The organism is Pseudomonas sp. PB106, assembly GCF_009764645.1.
GTDB lineage: Bacteria > Pseudomonadota > Gammaproteobacteria > Pseudomonadales > Pseudomonadaceae > Aquipseudomonas.
The window spans coordinates 1-24,204 of sequence record NZ_RWIM01000015.1 but is presented as its reverse complement, the minus strand read 5'-3'; the positions used below and the strand labels follow the sequence as shown (position 1 = coordinate 24,204).

The 24,204-nt window shown below is 55.3% G+C and carries 22 protein-coding genes and 1 tRNA gene; 13 read left to right on the top strand and 10 right to left on the bottom strand.

Annotated elements, in window-relative coordinates; genetic code table 11:
- Positions 1-6: 6 nt before the first annotated feature.
- From EJA71_RS02380 to EJA71_RS02370, 3 genes are read left to right on the top strand one after another with little or no spacing between them, the layout of a single operon-like run.
- Positions 7-471, top strand: coding sequence for a tripartite tricarboxylate transporter TctB family protein (locus tag EJA71_RS02380; protein ID WP_158953977.1), 465 nt, complete (start codon positions 7-9; stop codon positions 469-471).
- Position 472: 1 nt separating this feature from the next.
- Complete coding sequence (locus EJA71_RS02375) at positions 473-1,987, top strand: tripartite tricarboxylate transporter permease (RefSeq protein WP_158953975.1); 1,515 nt, start codon at positions 473-475, stop codon at positions 1,985-1,987.
- Positions 1,980-3,014 carry an AbrB family transcriptional regulator gene (locus tag EJA71_RS02370; RefSeq protein ID WP_158953973.1) on the top strand — a complete coding sequence of 345 codons (1,035 nt, stop codon included), beginning with the start codon at positions 1,980-1,982 and terminating at the stop codon, positions 3,012-3,014. Before EJA71_RS02375 ends, EJA71_RS02370 begins: the two co-directional genes overlap by 8 nt.
- A gap of 119 nt (positions 3,015-3,133) precedes the next feature.
- Here EJA71_RS02370 and ung read toward each other — a convergent pair whose 3' ends face one another.
- The gene (gene ung / locus EJA71_RS02365) at positions 3,134-3,826 is read right to left on the bottom strand and encodes a uracil-DNA glycosylase (protein ID WP_158953971.1); all 693 of its coding nucleotides are present in this window, start codon (positions 3,824-3,826) and stop codon (positions 3,134-3,136) included.
- 132 nt (positions 3,827-3,958) lie between these two features.
- Here ung and EJA71_RS02360 point away from each other — a divergent pair, with 132 nt between their 5' ends.
- Entirely contained in the window at positions 3,959-5,071 is a 1,113-nt protein-coding gene (locus EJA71_RS02360; RefSeq protein WP_158953969.1) for an enoyl-CoA hydratase/isomerase family protein, read from the top strand.
- Between the two features lie 65 nt (positions 5,072-5,136).
- Here the strand turns inward: EJA71_RS02360 and EJA71_RS27655 are convergent, their stop codons facing one another.
- From EJA71_RS27655 to EJA71_RS02335, 5 genes are all read right to left on the bottom strand, one after another.
- Positions 5,137-10,698 (bottom strand): calcium-binding protein, encoded by a 5,562-nt coding sequence (locus EJA71_RS27655; protein WP_158953968.1) that lies wholly within the window; start codon positions 10,696-10,698, stop codon positions 5,137-5,139.
- A 2-nt stretch (positions 10,699-10,700) separates the two neighbouring features.
- Complete coding sequence (locus tag EJA71_RS02350; protein ID WP_158953966.1) at positions 10,701-11,561, bottom strand: hypothetical protein; 861 nt, start codon at positions 11,559-11,561, stop codon at positions 10,701-10,703.
- Positions 11,562-11,606: 45 nt separating this feature from the next.
- Entirely contained in the window at positions 11,607-12,839 is a 1,233-nt protein-coding gene (locus EJA71_RS02345) for a glycosyltransferase family 4 protein (protein ID WP_256671467.1), read from the bottom strand.
- A gap of 168 nt (positions 12,840-13,007) precedes the next feature.
- Positions 13,008-13,415: a hypothetical protein gene (locus tag EJA71_RS02340; protein ID WP_158953964.1), complete on the bottom strand. Its 408-nt coding sequence runs from the start codon at positions 13,413-13,415 to the stop codon at positions 13,008-13,010.
- A gap of 179 nt (positions 13,416-13,594) precedes the next feature.
- Positions 13,595-13,846 carry a hypothetical protein gene (locus EJA71_RS02335; protein WP_158953962.1) on the bottom strand — a complete coding sequence of 84 codons (252 nt, stop codon included), beginning with the start codon at positions 13,844-13,846 and terminating at the stop codon, positions 13,595-13,597.
- A 321-nt stretch (positions 13,847-14,167) separates the two neighbouring features.
- Between EJA71_RS02335 and EJA71_RS02330 the strand changes: the two genes are divergently transcribed.
- From EJA71_RS02330 to EJA71_RS02310, 5 genes are all read left to right on the top strand, one after another.
- The gene (locus tag EJA71_RS02330; protein ID WP_158953960.1) at positions 14,168-15,655 is read left to right on the top strand and encodes a sensor domain-containing diguanylate cyclase; all 1,488 of its coding nucleotides are present in this window, start codon (positions 14,168-14,170) and stop codon (positions 15,653-15,655) included.
- Positions 15,648-15,878 carry a cysteine-rich CWC family protein gene (locus tag EJA71_RS02325; protein WP_158953958.1) on the top strand — a complete coding sequence of 77 codons (231 nt, stop codon included), beginning with the start codon at positions 15,648-15,650 and terminating at the stop codon, positions 15,876-15,878. Before EJA71_RS02330 ends, EJA71_RS02325 begins: the two co-directional genes overlap by 8 nt.
- Before the next feature lie 33 nt (positions 15,879-15,911).
- Positions 15,912-16,604, top strand: a complete 693-nt coding sequence (locus EJA71_RS02320) for a pseudouridine synthase (protein ID WP_158953956.1) — start codon at positions 15,912-15,914, stop codon at positions 16,602-16,604.
- A gap of 317 nt (positions 16,605-16,921) precedes the next feature.
- Entirely contained in the window at positions 16,922-17,806 is an 885-nt protein-coding gene (locus EJA71_RS02315; RefSeq protein WP_158953954.1) for an alpha/beta fold hydrolase, read from the top strand.
- Positions 17,807-17,963: 157 nt separating this feature from the next.
- Positions 17,964-18,037 (top strand) — tRNA-Gly (locus EJA71_RS02310).
- Positions 18,038-18,260: 223 nt separating this feature from the next.
- Here the strand turns inward: EJA71_RS02310 and EJA71_RS02305 are convergent.
- On the bottom strand, positions 18,261-18,779 hold the full coding sequence (locus EJA71_RS02305) for a BRCT domain-containing protein (protein WP_158953952.1): 519 nt from the start codon (positions 18,777-18,779) through the stop codon (positions 18,261-18,263).
- Between the two features lie 366 nt (positions 18,780-19,145).
- On the opposite strand from EJA71_RS02305, the gene EJA71_RS02300 reads away from it, so the two are divergent.
- Both EJA71_RS02300 and EJA71_RS02295 read left to right on the top strand, forming a co-directional pair.
- Positions 19,146-19,325 carry a type II toxin-antitoxin system HicA family toxin gene (locus EJA71_RS02300; RefSeq protein WP_158953950.1) on the top strand — a complete coding sequence of 60 codons (180 nt, stop codon included), beginning with the start codon at positions 19,146-19,148 and terminating at the stop codon, positions 19,323-19,325.
- A 36-nt stretch (positions 19,326-19,361) separates the two neighbouring features.
- Complete coding sequence (locus EJA71_RS02295; protein WP_158953948.1) at positions 19,362-19,769, top strand: type II toxin-antitoxin system HicB family antitoxin; 408 nt, start codon at positions 19,362-19,364, stop codon at positions 19,767-19,769.
- 70 nt (positions 19,770-19,839) lie between these two features.
- Here EJA71_RS02295 and EJA71_RS02290 read toward each other — a convergent pair whose 3' ends face one another.
- Positions 19,840-20,196 (bottom strand): DUF6124 family protein, encoded by a 357-nt coding sequence (locus EJA71_RS02290; protein WP_158953946.1) that lies wholly within the window; start codon positions 20,194-20,196, stop codon positions 19,840-19,842.
- A gap of 573 nt (positions 20,197-20,769) precedes the next feature.
- Here EJA71_RS02290 and EJA71_RS02285 point away from each other — a divergent pair.
- Positions 20,770-21,498, top strand: a complete 729-nt coding sequence (locus tag EJA71_RS02285; protein WP_158953944.1) for a bifunctional 2-polyprenyl-6-hydroxyphenol methylase/3-demethylubiquinol 3-O-methyltransferase UbiG — start codon at positions 20,770-20,772, stop codon at positions 21,496-21,498.
- A 35-nt stretch (positions 21,499-21,533) separates the two neighbouring features.
- Here the strand turns inward: EJA71_RS02285 and tam are convergent, their stop codons facing one another.
- Together tam and EJA71_RS02275 are read right to left on the bottom strand one after the other, a co-directional pair.
- Positions 21,534-22,304 carry a trans-aconitate 2-methyltransferase gene (tam, locus tag EJA71_RS02280; protein ID WP_158953942.1) on the bottom strand — a complete coding sequence of 257 codons (771 nt, stop codon included), beginning with the start codon at positions 22,302-22,304 and terminating at the stop codon, positions 21,534-21,536.
- A gap of 134 nt (positions 22,305-22,438) precedes the next feature.
- The gene (locus EJA71_RS02275) at positions 22,439-23,524 is read right to left on the bottom strand and encodes a type I restriction endonuclease (protein ID WP_158953940.1); all 1,086 of its coding nucleotides are present in this window, start codon (positions 23,522-23,524) and stop codon (positions 22,439-22,441) included.
- A 213-nt stretch (positions 23,525-23,737) separates the two neighbouring features.
- On the opposite strand from EJA71_RS02275, the gene EJA71_RS02270 reads away from it, so the two are divergent.
- The gene (locus tag EJA71_RS02270) at positions 23,738-24,148 is read left to right on the top strand and encodes a low affinity iron permease family protein (RefSeq protein WP_158953938.1); all 411 of its coding nucleotides are present in this window, start codon (positions 23,738-23,740) and stop codon (positions 24,146-24,148) included.
- Positions 24,149-24,204: the final 56 nt, after the last annotated feature.

The window sequence follows — 24,204 nt, the reverse complement described above, 5'->3', positions numbered from 1 at the left end:
TTTGTCATGTCCACACTTTTACAACGCATTTTTGCCTCGGTGTTGCTGCTGGTCTGCGTCGGCCTGGCACTGATGGCGTGGCCGTACCAAGCGGCCTTTTCCTACGAACCGGTCGGCCCGCGTGCCTTTCCCCTGTTGATGCTTGCCCTGATGGGCGCGGCACTGCTGTACATGGTGTTCCGCCCGGCGGCGATCAAACACAGTGACGACGAGCCGCCACTGGACCGCGAAACCCTGACCAAGATCGGCATCTGCGTGGTGCTGTTGCTGGTGTTCGCCGGCACCTTCGAACCCCTTGGTTTCATCGTCGCCAGCATTCTCACCGGCGTACCGATGGCTCGCCTCTATGGTGGCCGCTGGTTGCCGAGCGTGGTGATCATCAGCCTGATGGCCATCGGTCTTTACCTGTTGTTCGACCGTGTGATGGACGTTCCGCTGCCTCTCGGCCTGCTCAGCGTTCTGGAGAACTGATATGGATACTCTTGGCTATTTGGGTCAGGGTTTCGGCGTCGCGCTGAGCCCGTACAACCTGGTGACCGCGCTGTGCGGCACGCTGATCGGCACCGTCGTCGGCCTGCTCCCGGGCCTGGGCCCGATCAACGGCGTGGCGTTGCTGATCCCGATCGCATTCGCCCTCGGCCTGCCGCCGGAGTCGGCGTTGATTCTGCTCGCAGCGGTGTATCTGGGCTGCGAATACGGCGGCCGGATCAGCTCGATCCTGCTGAACATTCCCGGCGAAGCATCGACCGTGATGACCACCCTCGACGGCTACCCGATGGCCCGTAAAGGTCTGGCTGGTGTGGCGCTGTCGCTGTCGGCGTGGAGTTCGTTTATCGGTGCGTTTATCGCCACCTGCGGCATGGTGCTGTTCGCCCCGCTGCTGGCGAAATGGGCGATTGCCTTCGGCCCGGCGGAATACTTCGTGTTGATGGTGTTTGCGATTGTCTGTCTCGGCGGCATGGCCGGTGATCGTCCGTTGAAAACCTTCATCGCGGCGTTGATCGGTCTGTTCCTCTCGACCGTCGGCATCGACGCCAACAGCGGTGTTTATCGCTTCACCGGCGACAACATTCACCTGACTGACGGGATTCAATTCGTCGTGCTGGTGCTGGGCCTGTTCTCCATCAGCGAAATCCTCCTGCTGCTGGAAAAAACCCACCACGGCCAGGAAGCGGTGAAAGCCACCGGTCGCATGATGTTCAACTTCAAGGAAGCCGCGTCGGTGTTCGTCGTCAACATCCGTTGCGGCGTGCTGGGCTTCATCATGGGCGTGTTGCCGGGTGCCGGCGCGACCCTCGCCAGCGCCGTGGCCTACATGACCGAGAAACGCATCGCCGGTGCCAGCGGCAAATTCGGTGAAGGTGACCCCCGTGGCCTCGCCGCGCCGGAAACCGCCATCGGTGGCGCAGCCTGTGGCGCACTGGTGCCGATGCTGACCCTGGGCGTACCGGGTTCGGGTACCACGGCGGTGATGATCGGCGCACTGTCGCTGTACAACATCACGCCGGGCCCGCTGCTGTTCCAGCAACAACCGGACATTGTCTGGGGCCTGATCGCGTCGTTGTTCATTGCCAACGTGATGTTGGTGATTCTCAACATCCCGATGATCCGCGTGTTTACCCGCATCCTTGCCGTGCCGAACTGGGCACTGGTGCCAGTCATCGCGATCATTACCGGTATCGGCGTTTACGCGGTGCACGCCACCACGTTCGACCTGTTCCTGATGATCGGCATCGGCATTTTCGGTTACATCCTGCGCAAGCTGGACTTCCCGCTGTCGCCGCTGCTGCTGGGCTTCATCCTCGGCGGTCTGATGGAGCAGAACCTGCGTCGCGCCCTGTCGATCTCCAACGGTGCACTGGAAATTCTCTGGTCGAGCCCGATCACTTTCGGTGTCTGGGTGCTGACCGCGATCATGCTGTTGATGCCGATCATCCGCATCTGGCGTAAACGTTCGGCTGCGCAACGCGCCATCGCCGATGTTTGATCGCGCCTCACTGCAATCCTGGTGGGGAACCCCGCTGGTCGGTCTGCTTGGCGGTTACCTCGCCGGCCAGATCGGCTGGCCACTGCCGTGGATGGTCGGCTCATTGCTGGCGATCATCCTCGTGCGCTGCCTGACTCCATGGCAACTCACCGAAATCCCTGGCGGCCGCAAGTGCGGCCAGTGGATCGTCGGCATCGGCATCGGCCTGCATTTCACTCCGGTGGTGATGGAGCAGGTGCTCAGTCATTTCGGTTTGATCTTCTTCGGTGCGCTGGTCACCAGTCTGTCGGCGGTGGTCGGCGTGTGGTTGATGCGCCGTACCGGCGAGGATCGCGCCACCGCATTTTTCTCGAGCATGCCCGGCGGCTCCGGCGAGATGGTCAACCTCGGCGCGCGCAATGGCGCGATGCTCAGCCACGTTGCGGCGGGGCAGAGTTTGCGCGTGCTGGTGGTGGTGCTGTGTGTGCCGGCGGCGTTTAAGTATTTGCTCGGTGATGGCAACCCGATTGCTCATGCGGGCAGCGTCGATTGGCGCTGGCTGGCGATACTGTTTCCGGCGGGCGGTTTGCTTGCGTGGCTCTGGCAACGGCTGCGCCAACCGAATCCGTGGCTGTTCGGCCCGTTGTTGGTAAGTGCGGCGGTCAGCATCGGCTGGGATCTGCACATCGGTTTGCCCAATGGCGGCAGCCAGATTGGCCAGTGGTTGATTGGTAGCGGTTTGGGCTGTCACTTCAACCGACAGTTCTTCCGCCGCGCGCCTTCCTTTATGGGACGGACGTTGATCGGCACGGCGTTGACCATGTTGATCGCGACCCTGGCGGCGATGGGCTTGAGCGCGCTGACCCACCTGGATCTGCGTTCACTGACGCTGGGCATGATGCCTGGCGGGATTGCCGAGATGAGCCTGACGGCGGAGACGCTGCAGTTGTCGGTGCCACTGGTGACGGCGATGCAGGTGATGCGGTTGTTATTTGTGCTGTTTTTGGCTGAGCCGTTGTTCAAGTATTGGAATCGTAGTCCCGAGTAAGCCTGCAAGACCGAGCGGCCTCCTTCGCGAGCAAGCTCGCTCCCACATTGGTCATGTGAACGCCGCAAAACCAATGTGGGAGCGAGCTTGCTCGCGAAGGGGCCGGCTCGGTCAGCGCATCAAATCGGCGGCAAACGCCACTCGATCGGCGTCTCGCCATTCTGCTCAAGAAACTTGTTCGTCCGGCCAAAGTGCCCGCAACCCAAGAACCCGCGATAAGCCGACAACGGCGACGGATGCACCGACGTCAGTACCAGATGTTTGGTCGCGTCGATCAGCTTCTGTTTGCTCTGCGCATGCGCGCCCCAGAGCATGAACACCAAGTGCGGCTGCCGTTCGCTGACCAGCTCAATGATCCGATCAGTAAAGAACTGCCAGCCCTTGTCCTTGTGCGCATTGGCGTTGGCGCGCTCGACGGTCATCGTGGTGTTGATCATCAACACGCCCTGATCAGCCCAGCTCTGCAGGTAACCGTGATCAGGAATATCGATGTTCAGGTCGCGCTTCAACTCTTTATAGATGTTGACCAGCGATGGCGGCGCCGGCACGCCCGGTTGCACGGAGAAGCACAAGCCATGGGCCTGACCCGGGCCGTGATAGGGGTCCTGACCGAGGATCACCACCTTCACTTTATCCAGCGGCGTCGAGTTCAACGCATTGAAAATCATCGGTCCCGGCGGATAGATTTCCTTGCCGGCCGCCCGCTCCTGCTGCAGAAACTGGCGCAACTCTGCCATGTAGGGCTGGTCGAACTCAGCACGCAGTGCCTCCTTCCAGCTCGGTTCGAGTTTGATACGGTCGTCAGCAGTCATGGTCATACCCGGCAAAAACAATGGGGCGAACCCTAGGAAAGCCGGCCACGCTTGTCAATTGATCTGACGCAGATCCGGCACTTTCCCCCACAACGATCATACTGATCGTTCAAATTCCCGATCGAGGTCACGATGAATCTGCACTTCGAAGAACTCACCGGCACCGACGGCGCCCGCATCGGTATCGCCAGCCTGGATGCTGAAAAATCGCTGAACGCGCTGTCTTTGCCGATGATCAACGCCCTCAGCGACAAACTCGACAGCTGGGCCAAGGATCCACAAATCGTCTGCGTGCTGCTGCGCGGCAACGGCGCCAAGGCCTTCTGCGCCGGCGGCGAAGTGCGCAGCCTGGTTGAAGCCTGCCGCGCCCACCCCGGCGAAGTACCGCCGCTGGCCGCGCAATTTTTCAGCGCGGAATATCGTCTGGACTACAGCCTGCACACCTATCCAAAACCGCTGATCTGCTGGGGCCACGGTTACGTGCTCGGCGGCGGCATGGGCCTGCTGCAAGGCGCGAGCACTCGGATCGTCACGCCGAGCAGCCGCTTGGCCATGCCGGAAATCACCATCGGCCTGTACCCGGACGTCGGCGCCAGTTGGTTTCTCGCCCGGCTGCCGGGCAAGCTTGGCTTGTTTCTGGGCCTGACCGGCGCGCACATGAATGGCCGTGATGCAATCGACCTTGATCTGGCCGACCGCTTCCTGCTCGACGAACAGCAGCCGCAACTGATCGAAGGCCTGCTGCAGCTCAATTGGCAGGAACAGACCGACGTGCAACTCAACAGCCTGCTCAAGGCGTTGCAGCAGGAAGCCGTCGCACAAATGCCCGAAGCACAGTGGCTGCCGCGCCGTCAGCAGATCGACGAACTGCTCGACGTCAGCGACGTCACCTGCGCCTGGAAAGCCATCAGTTTGCAGCGCGACAGCAGCGACCCGCTGATCGCCCGCGCAGCGAAAACCATGAGCGAAGGCTCGCCATTGACCGCGCATCTGGTCTGGCAACAAATCATCCGCGCCCGACACATGTCCTTGGCCGAAGTCTTTCAAATGGAATACACCCTGAGCCTCAATTGCTGCCGACACCCGGAGTTCAGCGAAGGGGTTCGCGCGCGGTTGATCGACAAGGATCAGAAGCCGCACTGGCACTGGCCGGACATCAATAACGTGCCGGAGGCGGTGGTCGAGGCGCATTTCCACAAGGTCTGGGAGGGGCGGCATCCGTTGGCGGATTTGACGCAGTATTGAGTTCCCGTCGATGCCCGCGATGGCCGATTTCCGAGGGCTATCGCGGGCAGGCGTCTCGATTGTGTCTAGACGTTCAAATCGTAAAATTTCACTATTTCCGCCAGTGCTTGCAACGCCTCTTCGTCATTCCTTGCCAAGATATCCTCAACATCACGAAGCGGAGGAAGAGGATGCAGAAGACCCAAGAGTTCGCTCGCTGAATAGTCACGTACAGACTTTCCGGCTTCGTGGACTCTTATAAAACTGATAGCAGCATCGCCGCCTGAGAAATGATTGGAAACCCGGATCTTCGGCGCCATGCCGTAACCCACAACGACGACAAGGTCGTCGTTTTCGCGGTGAAATTTAAGGTTATCAATAGACAATCCAGAGGTGGAGAAGTCGACTCCATCAGTACCCCCTCCGGCATTCACCACCACATCTCTGCCGAGACCGTCATACCTGTAAATGTCATTACCAGCACCACCGGACAACGTGTCGTTTCCTGCGCCACCGACCAGAACGTCATCACCAACATTGCCTGTCAGCAAATCATCACCCTGCATGCCTAGAATCTCTCCAGACCCACTCAGTGTGTCATTGCCATGCCCTCCAACCAGCGGGAGAGTTTGTCCCTCACGAATGGATTTGAAGTGAGTCGAGTTATTAACAATTACGCCTTGATGGTAAGTATCTGGGGCCGCTCCTAACTGACCCAATTCCATAAGCTGCTTCAAACTTATGTCCGATCCATCGGCAAACTTTACAGTCTCAATACCCGAACCCACCGGATCACCGGCATGAGGCATCACAATCCGAACCTGTTGTGACCCACCCCATTTGATATCGAGTGTTGAGTACAGCATTTTTGCCCGAGGGGGCCGGCGATAGGCATTGCGAGGCGGGTTCGGTGCCAACTCAACATTGACTGCTTCAATCAACGCCGCTCCCCAACTGAGCTGCAGTTGATCACGCTTGGCTTCCTCCGGAAGGACGATGGTGTCCTGATCGAGCACTCCGTATTCGTCACTCCATCCGGTAACGCCCACTTCAGGTCGGAGAAAAACAGGATTCAACACGTCCGCAATAATGGTCGTTGCACCAGCATGCGATTGCACGATGTACGTATCGGCACCGTCCTCACCGTAAAGCCAATCTTCCCCTGCACCTGCAATCAAGTAATCCGCGCCTTCAGAGCCAAGCAAAGTGTCGTTACCTGGCCCGGCAGATAACAGGGCGCCCGGTGTTCTGCCCGCCACTGCGCCATAATCGAGCGGCGAACCGGCGTAGGCGACGACCACATCATCCCCTGCACCTCCGAGGAAAAGGTTGCCGACTTCGACATTTACTCGCCCACCATCATCGTTACCCTGCACGCTTTTATATTTGATGGTTTCAGTGGTGACATTCCAGCGAAACTCTTTGCGAACAGTCTCGCCAACGCCAAAGCTTCCCGCCGGATAGATGAACCATCCCTTAATAGCGCCTGAGTCTTTTCTGTCCTCGACTATTACGTCTCCTGTTTTGAAAGAAAACCCACTGCCCGATCCAGAACGATAGTAGTGCTGTTTTTGGACCGATGATGGAATTGCTCCCTCGGCCTTAACATTTTTGTATTTGACTTGGGAGGTGGATTCAGACTGCCGTTCACTGACCACAGCAGCGCCGGCGGCACTCCCCATCCATTGCGGTGTTGGAGACAGTGATGCATCTTCGACACCTTCGATAACCAGTTCCGTATGAGTGGTATAGCCAGCATCATCGGTAACTATGTGACTACGAACCCAGACACCCTTTTCATTCAAAATAAAACCCTGTGCGCGCCTGCTCGCCGAACGCTTTTCTTTTATTTGCGCAAGAAACTTACTTGTCCAATCACTGCGATTGTCGGAGGCGGAACCATCGTTTTCGTCAGGAACATTGCCGGTTGAAGGAGCCTGAAAGTCAGCCGTGCTACTTATTTTATTTATGTCTTTATTTTCTTCGATCAGCACTAAATTCGTTACCGGCGAATCGACCACTTCTATCGGAGGCTGTATTTTCTTGATGATGTCTTGATAGCTGAGAGTTACCCCATCGCTAAAGCTGAAAGTCGAATCTTGCCAATTTTCATGGCTTCGGAGCAGAACCGCATCACCCAAGCCGTTTGACAGCCGCAACGCCGGCCCCACGCTAGTTTCAATGATGTCTGCTTTCAGATTTGATGCAGAGAATCCTGCCCCGAACCTGATGACATTCTTGCCCCCCTGATCGCTAATGACATCAAGTCCGTCACCGAGGCCAAAGCAGTAAATATCATCGCCGTCTTGGCTTTCGAGCAGGTCATTACCGCTACCGCCATCAAAGACGTTATTACCTGAATCGCCGCGGAGATAATCCATTCCCTCCCCGCCAATCAACGTGTCGTCGCCACCTCCTCCTTGCAATGTGTCGTTGCCTGAGCCGCCATCCATATAGTCTGGGCCGTGATCCGCTTCGGCGTTTTTTTCGTAGTCCCCGACCAACACGTCATCATCCGCGCCCCCGTAAAGCGTGTCGGCGCCCGAACCGCCCCAAAGCGTATCGTTGCCTCCATCGCCCTGAAGATAGTCATTATTGACCCCGCCTGATTGCAATTCGGCGGCGTCACCATCCAGCGCATCTGCCCCCGACCCACCGATGAGTGTGTCCGAGCCGCCCGCCCCTCTGAGTGTGTCATCCCCCTCACCGCCATCAAGAAAGTCATCACCGTGATAACGAACGGGATGGCTGGGATAATCACCGGTCAGGTCATCGTTACCGGCGCCCCCGAACAGCGAATCATCAGCGCCGCCACCCCAGAGCGTGTCATCTCCCGCGCCACCGTCCAGCAAATCACGCCCGAAAAAATGGGCGGCTTCACCGGAACCGCCGTCCAGCAGGTCATCGTCACCTTTCAGGTCATCGTTGCCGGGACCGCCATACAACGCATCGCTACCACCGTTGCCGGCAAGACGATCATCGCCTTTGCCGCCATCCAGTACATCGTCGCCATGGTGTTTGCTCTGGAGTCCAAAACTTTTGCTGTCGAGATTGTCGCCAGACAATGTGTCGTTGCCATCCCCGCCTGATAGCGTGTCATTCCCTCCGTCTCCCCACAAAAGATCATCTTCAGTTCCACCGTCCAGTAGATCCTCGCCCCAGCCTCCATTGAGGACGTCCCGGCCACCTTGACCATAAAGAACATCGTTATCACCCTCCGATGAAGCATTTGGAGAGGCTTTGGAAAAGACGGTACTGTGAAGACTGACGCCGTCTACAAGACTTTCAACCTGCTTGAAACTCCAATCCTGCTCGATCATCCCAGTTGAGTTATCACCATATAAAACATCATCTCCTGCTCCGCCAAGCAACGTGTCCCGATTGTTTCCACCGAGCAACACGTCTCGGGAAGAAGTGCCTATCAATAGATCGTCGCCCAGACCTCCGTCCAGCCAGTCACCACGGCTTGTCTTGCCTTTGGTGGTACCGTCGGCGATGGCCTTTTCAAGCGTTATTTGTTTATCCCCGAACAGGCGATCGTTTCCGGCTTTGCCAAATAGCCGATCAGAACCGCCAAGGCCGAGAATGACGTCGTCTTTTGCAGAACCGTGGAGCACGTCGGCCTTGTTTCTCTGTTTTACTTTGGGCAATACCAAGACGTTACCAAACTCATCGTACGAAACTTGTTCACCGGGGGTAGCGGGATCGGTGTCTTTGGCTTTCCAGTCGCCTTGCACGATCAGATCAGGAGGTGAAGCGGTTTGCCCTTGATACTCAGGCAGACGAATACCCAGCATCCCTGGCTTGAAATCCTTGATCACAATGAGGTCGCCAGGTCCGTACTTGATGTTCAACGTAGCTTTATCGAGTTCTTCGATGAGCGTTAACGCCATTGCTCGATCTTCAGTGAACCAGTTATTGCTCAGTGGCGTACTCCGCTTGAGCGCAGGGATTGGCAGGCCATTTATCAAGATATGCCCATTGATCCCGGTATCGACAATCTCGTCGATTCCATCACCACTGGAGAATTCGTAGCGATCATTGCCTGCGCCACCGCTAAGCGAATCGTTGCCCTTCCCCCCGACTAAAACATCATCACCCGCCATCCCGTAAAGCGCATCGTTGCCGCCGCCTCCGGTTAACGAGTCATTGCCGTGACCACCTTCAATGCTGTCATTACCCGCTAACCCGCTAATCGAGTCATTGCCCTTCCCACCGTGAAGGTGATCGGCGTTCCCCCCGCCACCGAAAGATCGCCCTCCATCATCACCAAATACGACCAACGGGTTTGATACCCCCGTCGCCATTGGCGCCTGTATGCCCGTGGCCAAGTCCGAATATGAGGATTTCTGTAAGGTATTTTCTCCGTAGGAGCCATTGGTTCTGGAAATCAGTCGGGCCAACATTTGCGCACGGTCGGCAATCCAATGCTCTGTAATGACACCTTCGCCAGTTTGTGGATCGTGAAGCTCCAATCCCCGCCCCGAGTAACCGTCCGCTCGTTCAATTACTACTTCACTGAGCTGTTTCAGCGAGTTTCGCAACGCTTCGCCAACCGGCGTCGCTTGAGTAGCCAGCGATACCCACGCTGAAGCGCTGCCGTATTCCCCAATTGTCTTGGTAACGATGCTTTGTGATTGAGTCGGTGAAAGCGCTGAAAAAAATGCGTAGGCATTAGCGGCAAAGGTTTCGTCGGAGGTGGGCGTCGCGGCAGAATTGCCGTCGTACGTGCGCCTGAACATGTCGAAGAAATCATTCACCCCATACCGCAGAATCAAGTTGACGGTGGGTGACACGGGTGTGCCCTTCACAACATATTGAATCAGCGGGTTGATGTTACTGCTGGCCAGGCCGATGTTGATTTGCTCGGGCACGACTGAAAAAACAGTGCTGACTATGTTGGCACCAAAGTTTTTTATCACTGCTTGCAGACCGATACGATAGGAATCTATCGCGAATAGAATATTTTTATAATCATCGAGCCTGTTTACTTTGGCGAGTTCATGACTCCCTTTGATATCTGAACCTGGATCACCCGCGAATATCAGTCTCCAGGTTTCATACGGAGGTTTTCCGCCGAGCAGACTAAAACCTATGGTTCCGGACCAGCCGGCATTCTGACTCGAGGCAGTATCTTCTACACCCACCTCTTTGCGAAACAATACTTCGCCAATGGCACTTGCATCAATCGCTGCGATTTGGTCAATGGAAGGAACGGTCCATGGCGGCAGATAAAACTTAACCGAGCCGTTCATCAGGGAGTTCATAAAATTGACTGCGACCTGATTGGACGACTCTTGCATCTTACTTTCGCTGAATACCTTATTTAATCTGAGCTCTCCTTGCCGTAAAGTGTAGGCGCGAATCAATGCAGAATAAGCGCCCCGCCCACCATTAGCGTCAATCGCGACGTCCAGCCAAAGCTTTGCACTTCTGAGTATATTTGCCACTTCTTTTTCAAAGTTAGCCCCTTCTCTTAATTTACCTCCAATTAGATTGGATAATTCTTGATATAAATACGCGCAATTTTTCCCCTCCACATCCACGGCTTCGTATCCTATACCCTCCGCCGCCAACCGCATGCCGGCGCAGGCGGTTGCAGCCGTTATAATTTTTGTCTTTTCTAAATCACTAAAAACATAACTCATCATCACTTCCCTGTAACAATTGAAGAAGAAAGGTACTCACTGACAAACCTAAGCGCTTCAGGAGCGCCGCGTAACGAACTGGTTCCAAAACTTACACGACCGTCCCCTCCGGCAAAATCGAAGCTATGAAGCTCGACCGAACATCGGGTATTCAGCTTTCCAAAGTCCACACTTTCCAATTCCGCCCTGCTAAACGTCAGCAGTTCAGTTTGACTTAGCCCACTTGCGATGACTTCATCACCAGCAGAATTCAGACCGTCACATTTTATTAATCTTGGCGTTCCATCACGACGTCGCCAATCAGGCATTACAAAAATCTTAATAGTCCCTGCGTTTTTGAAGTGAGGAGGCGGCGCATTGAGCCAAAGCTCCAAGCCCGGATAATTCTTCAGCTTTACAATCAAATCATCCGGCCAATCCTTATGCCGATAACCCATCGTGTGCGGCTCATTGTGCTCCGTCCTAGTATAAAGTCTGGCCGCAACTTTATAGAATCCCCAATCAGGTGACGGTTCTTTACCAACTTGGTCAAAAGCGGTGATCAGTTCAGTTCCCGTCCACCAGAATGCCCCTTCAAGAAGGTCCGCAATACAGGAGCCATCGCCTTTCAGCCTGGAGCCGAAATGAAAGCCGGGGATTCGAGTTCTATCAAGATAGCTGCCTCCTAAAATGGGCACCTGCTCCATGCCGGCAAGTTTTTTACTGCATTCTCCTTCTTTTTTGTGGCGGATCGCCCGGGCCTCCGCTGCGTCGTCCCACTGGTTATGGAAATCTACTACCCAATAACAAGCGGCCAAAAAAAGGCTGTATTTCACAGCTTTTTTTGTCCGTCTGATTACTTCCCTTCGAGAGACCTTAAACATTTCAATGTTCCTTATTGAAATTGTAAAAACAAGTCACTTGCGCCGTTATCTGCTTATTAGCCCGTCAAATATTTCGAAATACCCCTTTAGTCCATTGACCACGTCAAATTTACTCGCAGTCAACTTTGCTGACTCACCCAGTGATTGAAACTCCCTGTCATCTTGTAAAACGTTAGTCACTCTCTTGGCTATCGCCTTATAGTCGAAAAAATCCACGAGCACTCCGTTAACGCCATCAAGAATTACCTCTCGCAGTGGTGCCGTATCAGACGCAATTACGATGCAACCAGAAGCCATGGCTTCTAAAAGCGACCACGACAAAACAAATGGATAAGTTAAATAGACATGAGCTTTTGAAAGCTCCAGCACTGCTCTATATTTTTGATACGGAAGTCTTCCGCTGAAATGCACATTGCAACTGTCTAAATCAACCTCCGCCGCCATCCTGCTTCGCCAATTCGGGTACCCGATTGGCATTCGCCCGTAACTGACTTCGTCTCCACCCACTATGACTATTTGAGCCTCCGGGCACTCAGCCTGTATATGGGGAATGGCCCTCATAAAACTATGGAATCCGCGATAAGGCTCTAAATTTCTGGCCACGTACGTGACGATGGGCTGCCCCGCTTTTAGAACATGGCCACTGGGCAACGTTAACGAATCAACCCTCTGCGAAGAGTATTTCCGAATGACGCCTTCGTGGATCACTTGAATTTTCGAATGGTAGGCCGCTGGGAAAAGACTGCGTTGCCACTGCTTCGGGGCAATTGCAATATCGCACTGTTCAAGATTCAAGAGATGCATCGAGTTCAAAACTCGCAGCCTTGAACACTCCTCATCGACACTTGGAAATTCAGGATCAAACCCTGAATCCGCCCCATGTGCTCGATAATAAAACTCGCAGAAATGAATAAGCGGCACATCGGGATACACATCTTTGATAAATAGCGATTCACCCCATCCTGGATGAGCGAGAATCACATCAGGTCGATAATCCTCAAGCTTGAGCGTTTTCAGAATTTGGTAAACTTTCCGCCCGTCAGTCACGGCGTCGTCATACGTCCGCAAATAGGCTTGAATATCGGTCTGCCTTGTTCTTGACGTGCGATAGCGAAACAGTTTTACGCCTTCGAGTCCCGGAGCCGTGTCTCGCCCAATAGCAACCACCTCGCAGCGTCGACGAACAGCTTCTAGCGCCACATGACGAAACTGCCCCGGAAAATTTTGATGAATCACAAGAAGCTTCACTTGAGCAAATTCCGTTTTATACGTCTCCATTGAACTGACGCTTTTCAACATCAATTGACATATACAAACGCTAACAAATGCGAAGAAATAAAACTGTAGGAGGCTTCCTAGAAGCGCCTAGGAGATGGCGAAACACAGGTTTTTTCCGCGGGCACAAAAAAAGCGGCGCTCAATGCGCCGCTTTTCATTTGCGGTTGATTACCAGCGGTTGCCACGGCCGTTATGGTCGCCTCGCCCGCTGTGCCGGTCGTAATTGCCGCGACCGCGATGATCGTTGTCCCATCCGCCGCGACGGTGGCCGTCCCAGTTGCCGCGATCATTGCCGTGCCAGCGGCGGGTTTCGTAATGGCGTGGGGCCGGTTGGTAGTAACGCGGCGCCGATTGGTAATAGCGCGGTTGCTGGTAGTACCGCGGTTGCGGTTGATAGTAACGCGGCTGCGCGTAATAGGTGCTGCCGCCTCGGTAGTAAGTGCCGCCAGTGTTGTAGTAAGCCGGTGCGGGTGATGTGTAGACCTGGGAGCTGTAGTACGAGTCCGCGTACGAGTACGGGGCGCAACCGGCAACGGAAAACATCAACGCAGCAAGCAGAAGAATTCGTCTATACATGGCGGCCTCCTGGACCGCGGGTTGGCCACACCAGCGACGCTGGCAGGCGACAGTCAATTAATCGGTGACTGTCGAAAAATCAGACAGCGTTTTCGGCATCTGGTGCGTTCCCGCAACAAGTTGAAACAAGTGATTGGTGAAACCTTGTTCATCCGCAAACGCCGTCATTCAGCCCCTGATTAATGGTGCCCACCATGATATCCGCCGCCGTGATAACCCCGTCCGTAACCGCCGCGATAACCATAGCCACCGTAGTAATAGCGCGCGCCGCCGTAGTAGCGCGGGCCGTAATAACTGCCGTAGGAATAAGGTGAGTAGTAGCCGGGATAGTAGTAAGTGGCGGGGTAAGCGTCGTAAGGACCGGCGTAGTAGTAACAACCGGACAGACCGAAAACAAGAACTGCACCGAACAAAATCTTCTGGATACGCATGATGGCCTCCTGAAAGACCCACGGCCGCAACGGAACAGAGCAGCCGACATACGTTTGACTGGTGCGGATCGATCAAGTGCCGAGTCCCGCCCGGCTTCAGATCAGCGGCGTCCGCCCCATCGAAAAACCCTGTGGGAGCGAGCTTGCTCGCGATGACGGTGTATCAGCCACATCTTCACTGAATGTCATACTGCAATCGCGAGCACGCTCACTCCTACAAGGCTGGCTTCAGGAACAACCATTCGCGCCGAACATGGAGCAGTTATTTCGCCGCAGTGCCATTAGAATGCATGCCATCGGGCCACTGCCAATGGAACTGCCATGCCGCATCGATCTGCGCTGTACTCCCAACGCTCGCTGGTACTCACGCTGATCGCCCTGCTCGGCGCCGGTTTCCTCGCCACGTCCCTGCTGAGCTACTACGCCTCCCGAGCCTCGATCCGCGACAACATCGTCAACACCGAACTGCCGCTGACGTCCGACACGGTCTACTCGGAAATCCAGAAAGACCTCGTCAGACCGATCCTGATTTCCTCGATGATGTCCCGCGACACTTTCATGCGCGATTGGGTGGTCAACGGCGAACAAAACCCCGAGCAAATGACCCGTTACCTCAACGAAGTCATGACCCATTACGGCGCCTACACTGCTTTTTTCGTTTCCAACAGCACCCTCACCTACTACCACGCCAAAGGCGTGCTCAAGCAGATCAAAGTGGAAGAACCGCGCGACGCTTGGTACTTCCGCGTGCGCGACATGAAAGACCCGTACGAGATCAACGTCGACCCGGACCTGGCCAACAAGGACAACCTGACGTTCTTCATCAACTACAAGGTTTACGATTACCACGACCGCTTCATCGGCGCGGCGGGCGTCGGTCTGACCGTGGATGCGGTGATCAAGCTGATCGACAAGTATCAACAGCGCTATCAACGCAGCGTGTACTTCGTTGATACCTTTGGCCGACTGGTTTTGACCGGTGCCGAAGGCGGCCCCGAAGGCGCGCACATCGGTCAGAGCCTCAGCGAAATCGAAAGCATGAAGAGCCTGGTCAGCCAGTTGCCGAAACCGCACAGCGGCAGTTACGAGTATTCCGCTCACGGACAGGGGCATTTTCTCAACGTACGGTTTATTCCCGAGCTGAACTGGTATCTGTTCGTCGATAAGCGCGAAGACGGTGCGCTGAGCGAAATCCGTCAGTCGCTGTATCTCAACTTGTTGATCTGTTTGCTGGTGACGTTGATTGTGTTGGCCTTGCTCAACCGGGTGATCAAACGCTATCAAACCAAGATTCACGCTCAGGCCACCCTCGACAGCCTGACCGAATTGCCGAACCGTCGCGGTTTCGACCTGCTCGCCGCGCAAGCCCTGCACGAAGCACAACGCGAGACCAAACCGCTGACGGCGTTGCTGCTCGACCTCGATCACTTCAAGGCATTGAACGACACTTATGGGCACATGGCCGGTGATCAGGTGTTGATCGGCTTTGCCCGCGATCTGCAAAGCTGCTTGCGCCATGCAGACATCGTCTGCCGTTGGGGCGGTGAGGAATTTATCGTTTTGTTGAAAGACACTGATGGCGACACCGGTCAGAAAATTGCCGAAAAGATCCGCCAACACGTCGAACAACACGAATATGCCTACGACGGCCACCGCCTCAATCTGACCGTGAGCATCGGCGCCACCACCCTGCAACGCGATGACACCTTGCACAGCCTGCTGTCGCGGGCCGATCATGCGATGTACCGAGCCAAACAAACCGGCCGCAATCGCACCTGCGTGGAAATGCCTCACTCGACTTATGCCTGATTCCGACGTTAAACCCGACCATTGCCCGGCCTGCGGCGCCCGCAACGACTGCAGTCTCGCCGACCCGCGCACCGCCGACCGCGAGTGCTGGTGCTATGGCGTAAGCATTGACCCGGCGGTGCTCGAAGCCCTGCCGTCAGAACTGCGCAACCAGTCCTGCCTGTGCCCGCGTTGCGCGCAGGTCGAGGCGCAACTGCAAGCGGCCAAGCGCTCGATCCCGTAAGATGCGCCGCCCTCCAATCATCGAATTCTGAACATGCGCGTCGACCGTTTTCTCAGCAACCTGCCCCGCTACAACCGTCAGCAGGTTCGCCTGTTGCTGGTGGAAAAGCGCGTGCGGATTGACGGAAAAATCGTCAACGATCCGCACAGTGAAGTGCTGGAATTCAGCCGCGTCGAAGTCGACAACGAAGTGCTGCAAATCGGTAAAACGGCACGCTATTTCATGCTGCACAAGCCGCCGGGCTGCGTCAGCGCCACCCGCGATCCGCAACACCCAACCGTGCTCGACCTGATCGATGAACCCGACAAGGACGACCTGCACATTGCCGGACGTCTGGACTTCAACACCACTGGCCTGATGCTGATCACCAACGACGGCGCGTGGTCGCGCCGCCTGACGCAGCCGCAGACCAAGCTGCCGAAGGTCTACTACGTCGAGACCGAGCAGGAGATTGGCGCGGAATATGCGACCACTTTTGCCGAGGGCATCTACTTCGCCTTCGAAGACCTGACCACGCAGCCGGCGCAACTTGAGCTGCTCGGGCCACACTCGGCGCGGTTGAGTATCGTTGAAGGTCGCTACCACCAGGTGAAGCGCATGTTTGGTTTTTTCAACAACAAAGTCATGCGCCTGCACCGCGAATCCATGGGTCTGTTGCAGCTTGATGACGCGCTAAAACCGGGCGAGTACCGCGCTTTGCGCACCGAAGAGATTCATTTGTTCTAAGCCCGCGACCGCTCAGCAGAAGTTGTCGAACAATTTACCAACGGCACTTGCGCGATGCCGACTCCCCTGCTTGAATCAGGACGTCGGCCAAATTGTGACCGACGAGTCACAACATACTTCTAAGAAACTTTTTGTCGGTCGTCAGCCCTCAGGGTTGCGCCTCAGCCGACAGACTGCCCGCCAATAACAATACCCGTCGACCTGCCTTACCGGATCGACATGGGCCAAGCAAATTCCAGGCGTATGCCTACCTGTCACAAAGCTCGTGCAATGTCTATTTGCGCGCATACCCGCTTGCTTGCCAGGAGTCTTATGACATGAGGCCAGAAATCGCTGTGCTGGATATACAGGGTCAGTATCGGGTTTACACGGAGTTCTATCGCGCAGACGCCGCAGAAAAGACCATCATCCTGGTCAACGGCTCGATGGCCACGACTGCGTCGTTTGCACAGACTGTGAAAAACCTGCACCCGCAATTCAACGTGGTCTGCTACGACCAGCCCTACGCGGGCCGATCGAAAGCGCACAACCGCCACGAGAAACATCTGACCAAGGACGTCGAAGGGCAGATTCTGCTCGAACTGATCGACCACTTCGCCGCCGAACACGTGCTGTCGTTTTCCTGGGGCGGCGCCGCGACCCTGGTCGCCCTCGCCCACCAGCCACGGCGCATCGAACGGGCCGTGATCAGCTCGTTCTCGCCGGTGATCAACGCGCACATGCTCGACTACCTTGAACGGGGCGTCGATTACCTCGGCCAGCGCGACGGCGACCGTGTCGGCCATCTGGTCAACAACACCATCGGCAAACACCTGCCGTCATTGTTCAAACGCTTCAACTATCGCCACGTCAGCAGCCTGGCCGAGCACGAATACGGGCAGATGCACTTCCACATCAGCGACGTGCTGCACAGCGATCGACAGTGCTATTTGAATGCGGCGAAAAAGATCAACGTACCGGTGCTGTTCTTAAACGGCGAATGGGACGAATACACCGCTGCCGAAGACGCACGCCTGTTCGGCAATCACGTAGCGCAGAGCACGTTCACCACGCTGCAAGCCACCGGGCATTTTCTCGACATGGAACACAAGGCGGCCTGCCGCGATAGCCAGAACGCCCTGCTCGGCTTTCTGAAACCGGCGCAACAGACCAGCCGAACGCGTTACTCGTTTGTTCAGGATCAGCATGCATTCGCCATTTGAAAAAGTGTCATCGCGCGCGAGCCTGTAGGCCTGAGGTATTGGTTTTCCCACCCACAGTGCTCGTCCGCGATTGACCGATTTCAGTGATTTAAAGCGCTAATGAGTAAGAAAAACTTCAAATCCGTGGCCGAGTCTGGTACAAAGTCAGCCGCTCTGAGCGGGTATAGTTTAATGGTAGAACAGTAGCTTCCCAAGCTTCCGACGAGGGTTCGATTCCCTCTACCCGCTCCACTCAAATTTTGTCTCACGTTGTGTTTTTGACGGGGGATGCAGGAACAGAAAAAACCGGCCTATAGGGCCGGTTTTTTTGTGGCTGGGATTTGAGGTTGGATATTTGGTCAGCGCGGAACCATTCAGAAGCACTCCGCTAGTTGAAGATGCGCCCTCCCCCTGTACGCTTTTGTTCTCTCTAACGACAATCCTTGAGAAGCGTGCGAGGCTCGAAGCGATGACTTCAGGGGATTTCTCCTGTTGTGATCAGATTCAAGAATTGCTCTGAGTCAATGATGAAAGCTCCAGCCTCAAGTGCCTTGGAAACTTTGGTTGGCCCCGCATTTTCGCCATAACAAAGAAACGTCAGCGTCTTGCCTGCCGTGCTCATGACCTTCAACCCAGATTCCATCGCCTTCTGCTCAAGCTCAGCCCGTTGCGCAGCTGCGAACCCAGTGAAAAGAATTTGATTGATTCTCCCCGGTAATATTTTTGGATGAGGCGTTCGCGAAGCGGCTTCTGAAGCAACGAGCGCCGGTGACTGGGGATTGTGTTGTAGCCTCGGAGAAGGAGGAGCGGCCTCGTTTAAGAGCAGCTCAGCCCCAAGCACTACTTCGATGATGCGATCCTTGCGATAGGTCTTAGGAAAGGTATCGCTGGCCGATCGTCCTTGAATGTAAATCGAATTCTCTGACCACTGAATCAACTCCCGCTGACTTAAATCGCCCTTTGCATCTCTATAGCTGAATTTTAGAGTCGACATCCGTTTCACTCCCTTCTGACGATCACATGGCCTAATTCCGTGCATCACTACGCTGGCTTTATCGAGAGGTGCTTTCCTTTCGACAGGGTCGTTGAATGTCTATGACCCTCGCCCATTAAAGTTCAACGTTAGCAGCCCCAGCAGTGACGGCAGAAAAAGATGTGTTCCATTATTTTGCAGCGGAAAATCGCCACATGAGCACAAGCAAGATCCGGTAACACACCCACCTCACCATCGCGCCTGCCTTACCTAGACTGCGCTAAGCGAACCAACCCAACAACGAATGACGACCGCCCGGTGGTTATAGTGTTGATCATAAAAAATCGATAGGTATAGTACCCACCAAGCACACCACAAGGAGGTGTTGTGAATAGCCGTTTTTTAATCGGCCAACTCGTCGCAGACGGTTGGTATCTGGTACGGATCAAAGGAAGTCACCATCACTTCAAGCATCCGAGCAAACCAGGACTGGTGACCGTGCCACATCCGAGGAAGGATCTGCTGAAGAAAACGGCCATCAGTATTTTGCAGCAGGCGCTGCTTTGACTCTCTGAGTCAGTTGCGCCATAGAGGACAACGAATATGCTCTACCCGATTGCGATTTCAATTGGTGATGACCAACACGCCTGGGGTGTAGAAGTCCCGGACATTCCTGGATGCTTTTCCGCCGGAGAGGATCTGGACGATGCCGTCGCCATGGCTCGTGAAGCCATCGAGGGTCATTTCGAGATTCTTGCGGACGACGGCGCTCCCATTCCAGCGGCCAGCAAACTGAGCTTGCACGTGGCTAACCCGAAATACGTCGGTTGTGCATGGGCCGTGGTGGATATCGATGTGCTCAGGTATTTGGGCAAAGCGCAAAAGCTCAATATCACTCTGCCGGGGCACTTGCTCAACCGCATTGATGAATATGTATTGCATCACCCGGAAGAGAAAAGCCGTTCCGGTTTTTTGGCTTCGGCAGCTTTGAAGGTGTTGCAACAGGGTTAAATCCTGGCGCTTCGAAACCGGCCTCATGGGCCGGTTTTTTTATGCCTGTCAGATATCGACACGGGTGCGGCTACTCAGCAGGGACAACCTTATCCAACGCCTGATTCACCGCCAATTCGCCCAGCATAACCACCTGCGCGATGCCCAACAGCGTTTTACGGTGAGTGCCTTCGAGCAGTGAGGCGAAGTCGCCGAGCATGACGCTGGCCGAGCCCAGTGATTCGCTGGCGTTGACCAGCAGGGATTCGGTGTCGGTTTTCGGGTCGACCAGGAACATGCTGCTGGTTTCGTAGGGGATGGCAGTGACTGGTGGAGCGAGATAGTGGTCGAGGGCGCGTTCGGCGGCTTCGTGGAATTTCTTTGATTTGGGTGATTCGTAGGGGGATGCCGGATCGGTTTCCGGCGGATTTGGCGTAACTTTGTACATGGGCTTGGTACCTATCAATAGGGGCCGCAACCGATCTCGCTACTAAACGGATGGGAGGCAGCTGTGCGCAAGTTAGTAGACCGGACCCCAAACCCTAAATCCGGCGCACCCGAGGGCGCCATGCGCACAGCCACCATCGAGTACAAGCATTCGCCTGTTTGAATGGTACTTGTGCAGCCATTTAGGGGGGATTCCGGGCTACTAAACCCGATCACTGGAAATCAGTGACGCGAACCAAGTTACCGACCGCCTCCCAAGCACACAAGCCGGCGGATTCTGGCGTACCGGTAGGCAACGGCGCAAGGTTTTGTAGGCATCAGGACGTAACACCGAACGCCTTTAAACGCGTTACTCGCCAGACGTTAATGCAACTACGAAACATAGAGATTTTTCCGACATTACAGATCCACAACACTCCACCGGTTTTCACCTCCCGCCCAACCGACTAGCATTTCTCCATCAACCACCACCCTCCCCCTGCGCGGCCATCGACGAATACGCGCCACCACTTTCGAGGGATTCCAATCGCGGCCACTTTGCCGCTGACGATAGAACTCAAAAGAGCCATTCACCATGACGCAAAACATTTACGACGATCCCGAATTCTTCCAGGGCTACAGCCAGATGAACCGCTCCATCGGCGGCCTCGACGCGGCGCCGGAGTGGCCGGCGCTCAAGGCGTTGTTACCGTCCATGCACGGCTTGAACGTGGTGGATCTGGGTTGCGGTTATGGCTGGTTCAGCCGCTGGGCCATCGAGCAGGGCGCGGCGAGCGTACTGGGGCTGGATGTCTCGGTGAAGATGCTGGAGCGGGCGCGTGAGACCACGACGACAGCGGACATCCGCTATGAACGCGCCGACCTGGAACAGCTCGACTTACCCGCGTGCAGTTTCGATTTGGCCTACAGCGCTCTGGCGCTCCACTACATCAACGATCTGCCAGGTCTGTTTGCCCACCTGTACGCGGCGCTGAAACCGGGCTCGCACTTCGTGTTTTCAATTGAGCATCCGATCTTTATGGCACCGCGTCATCCGGGCTGGTTGGTGGACAGCGAGGGCAATAAACGCTGGCCGCTGGACAGTTATCAGGTGGAGGGCGAGCGGGTGACCAACTGGCTGGCCGACGGTGTGATCAAGCAGCACCGGACGATTGGCACCCTGCTCAATTCGCTGATTGATGCCGGGTTCACGATTCGCCATGTCAATGAATGGGGCCCAAGCGATGCTGACGTCGCGGCGCAACCGGCGCTGGCGGAAGAGCGGGAGCGGCCGATGATGCTGTTGGTGGCGGTGCAGCGATAGATTGAACAGGGCCGAGGTGATCGGCCCTTTTTCATTCAGCGAGTCGCGACGATGAACAGCCGTGGAAACGGCAACAACACCGAGCCATCTGCCAGCGTCGGATAAGCCTTCTCAACTTCTGCCAGGTAATGCTCCAGGAACTGCGTTTTCTCCGTCTCGCTCAACGGGCTCAAGAACGGAATCAAACCACTGCCTTTAAACCACTCCACCACCCCTGCCGCTCCGCCAGACAATTGATGGTGATAGGTCGTACGCCACACGTCGACCCGCGAACAGTGTGGCCGCAGCATCGAGAAATAATCGCTGGCACTCGCCATGTCGGTGCGCTGCCCCGCCGCGCCTGAAAGCTTGCTCGCCCACGGACCACTCGCAGCGACTTCACGCATCAAGCGATGGGAAGGTTCATTGAGGTTATCCGGCATCTGAATCGCCAGGCTGCCACCCGCCGACAACTTGCTGGCCAGCGCCGGCAGTAACGACGCGTGATCCGGCACCCACTGCAACACCGCGTTGGCGAAGACCACATCAAATGGCCCGGCGTCGGCCCATTGATCAATCTCGGCGACCTCGAATTGCAACTGCGGCAAGCGCTTGCGCGCCGCGTCGATCATGTCCGCCGAACTGTCGAGCCCACTGACGCGCGCCCCCGGAAAACGCTGCACCAGCAACTCCGTCGAATTGCCCGGGCCACACCCGATATCGATCACCGATCGCGCTTCAGCCGTAGGAATCGCCGCCAGCAAATCACGAGCCGGGCGAGTGCGTTCATCTTCGAAAGCGACGTATTGTTTGGCGGACCAACTCATTGCGTTCTCCTGTTCGGGACATTCCAGCGGTTCGTCACGATACAGGCAGCGCCGCGACCAGTTCCAGAGCGAGACGTTGCAAAGAGTGTCTTCATGCTCATCAAAAAAACCGGCCCTCTAGGCCGGTTCTTTTATCAGTCGTAATAGCCGACCGTTTTTTTCAGGTGATCCGAATACTCGTAAATGTCATCGACTGAGCTGATCGCATGACGGGTCTCATTTTTCTCTTCGTCAAAGATACCTATGTATTTCTGAGTCCGATTGAAATGCAGGCGGCAGATCGGTTTGCGATTGTTGTCATCCAGCAAAATCCCGAAGTAACTCTGCGTATCACGCTGAACGATTCGCTTAGCATCGACTACCGACCGAACCAGGGCACGAACGATGTGGTAACCCTCAAGCTCTTCCAGTGTTGTCAGGACTTTGTCGTCCGATTCATCTCGCGGATCCACTGGATCAGTGCCGGTAGACGCGGTCGGCAACGATGCCAGCGCTGGTTGAATTGCACCGCTCATTGCCGATTTGAGTCGGTCATTGATCTGGTCATTCAAAAACTGCACAACGGCTTTTCTGGTCAGCTCATGAAACTGCTCGCGTACTTTTTGTGTGATCACGCCGTCGTAAACACGAGAAGCAAAAACCTTCACAAAATCATCATCGGGTTTAGTGACCTGGGCAGCGATCACCTTCTTGATTTGGCTGACATATTTCAGTTCGCCCGCCGCGCTGATGATCGAGTCTACGTCGAAAGCCGACTTTGTCAGTTTGATCAGTTCGGGCACCGAATATTCATCGATGTCTAACAGATCAAGTTCCAGGAAAGGTTTTTCATCCATCTTGTTCGGTGCATCCAGATCAGTGAAAAACTTGTAGACCTGACCGTTGGTGAGAATGGAGATGCGCGCACTGGTCACGTGAAAGTAACGAAACAGCTGGGAAGCATGATTGATGTGCAGGGGCTCACCGATCTTTTTACACTCAATCAAAATCTGTACTTCGCCGTCTTTCATGATGGCGTAATCGATTTTTTCGCCCTTCTTCGTTCCGATGTCACAGACAAATTCGGGAGTTACCTCGGTGGGGTCAAACACGTCGTAGCCCAGAACCGTGCTGATAAATGGCATGACGAACGCATTTTTTGTTGCTTCTTCAGTCTGGATTGCGGCGCTCTGCAACCGAACTTTGGCGGCTAAGCTGGCTAACTTTTCGAAAAATTCCATGAGTGGCCTCTTGCGTGATGTCTATCCGTGTAATGGGCTGCTGGCAATTTGATCGCCACTTGATACTAGCCACAAACCCGCACAATGAAAGTTCCGCCATCAAGAGCACTTTGCGCAGCCGCGTTTTTAACAATAGGGCTCGCATGTAAGTAGAATTTTCACAACGCCGCCAATGTCTGAATTTCATGCATCCCCCCAATAAGGAATACGGCTATGAAATTCGCAAAAATCTCCCAGAAGCTGGCGATGGTGGCCGGTAGCCCGAAGACCTTCATGGGGGCGCTTATCCTGATCGGGTTGTGGGGCTTGAGCGGACCGATCTTCAATTACAACGACACCTGGCAACTGATCATCAACACTTCGACCACAATCATCACCTTCCTGATGGTGTTCCTGATCCAGAACACCCAGAACCGCGACACCGACATCCTCCACTTGAAGATTGATGAATTGCTGTTGGTGACCAAAGAGGCGCAGAACGCGATGCTCGGGCTGGAGGCGCTTGACCTGAAGCAACTTGAAGCGCTGCGCAGGCACTATCGCTCGTTGGGTGAAGGTGAGGTGTTCAATCTTGAGGGGCTGGGGGAGAAGAGCAAGCCAAAGCAGGATTTGAATGAGTGTTGAGGATTGAAATCAAAAGATCGCAGCCTTCGGCAGCGCCTACAACGTTTGGTGTAGGA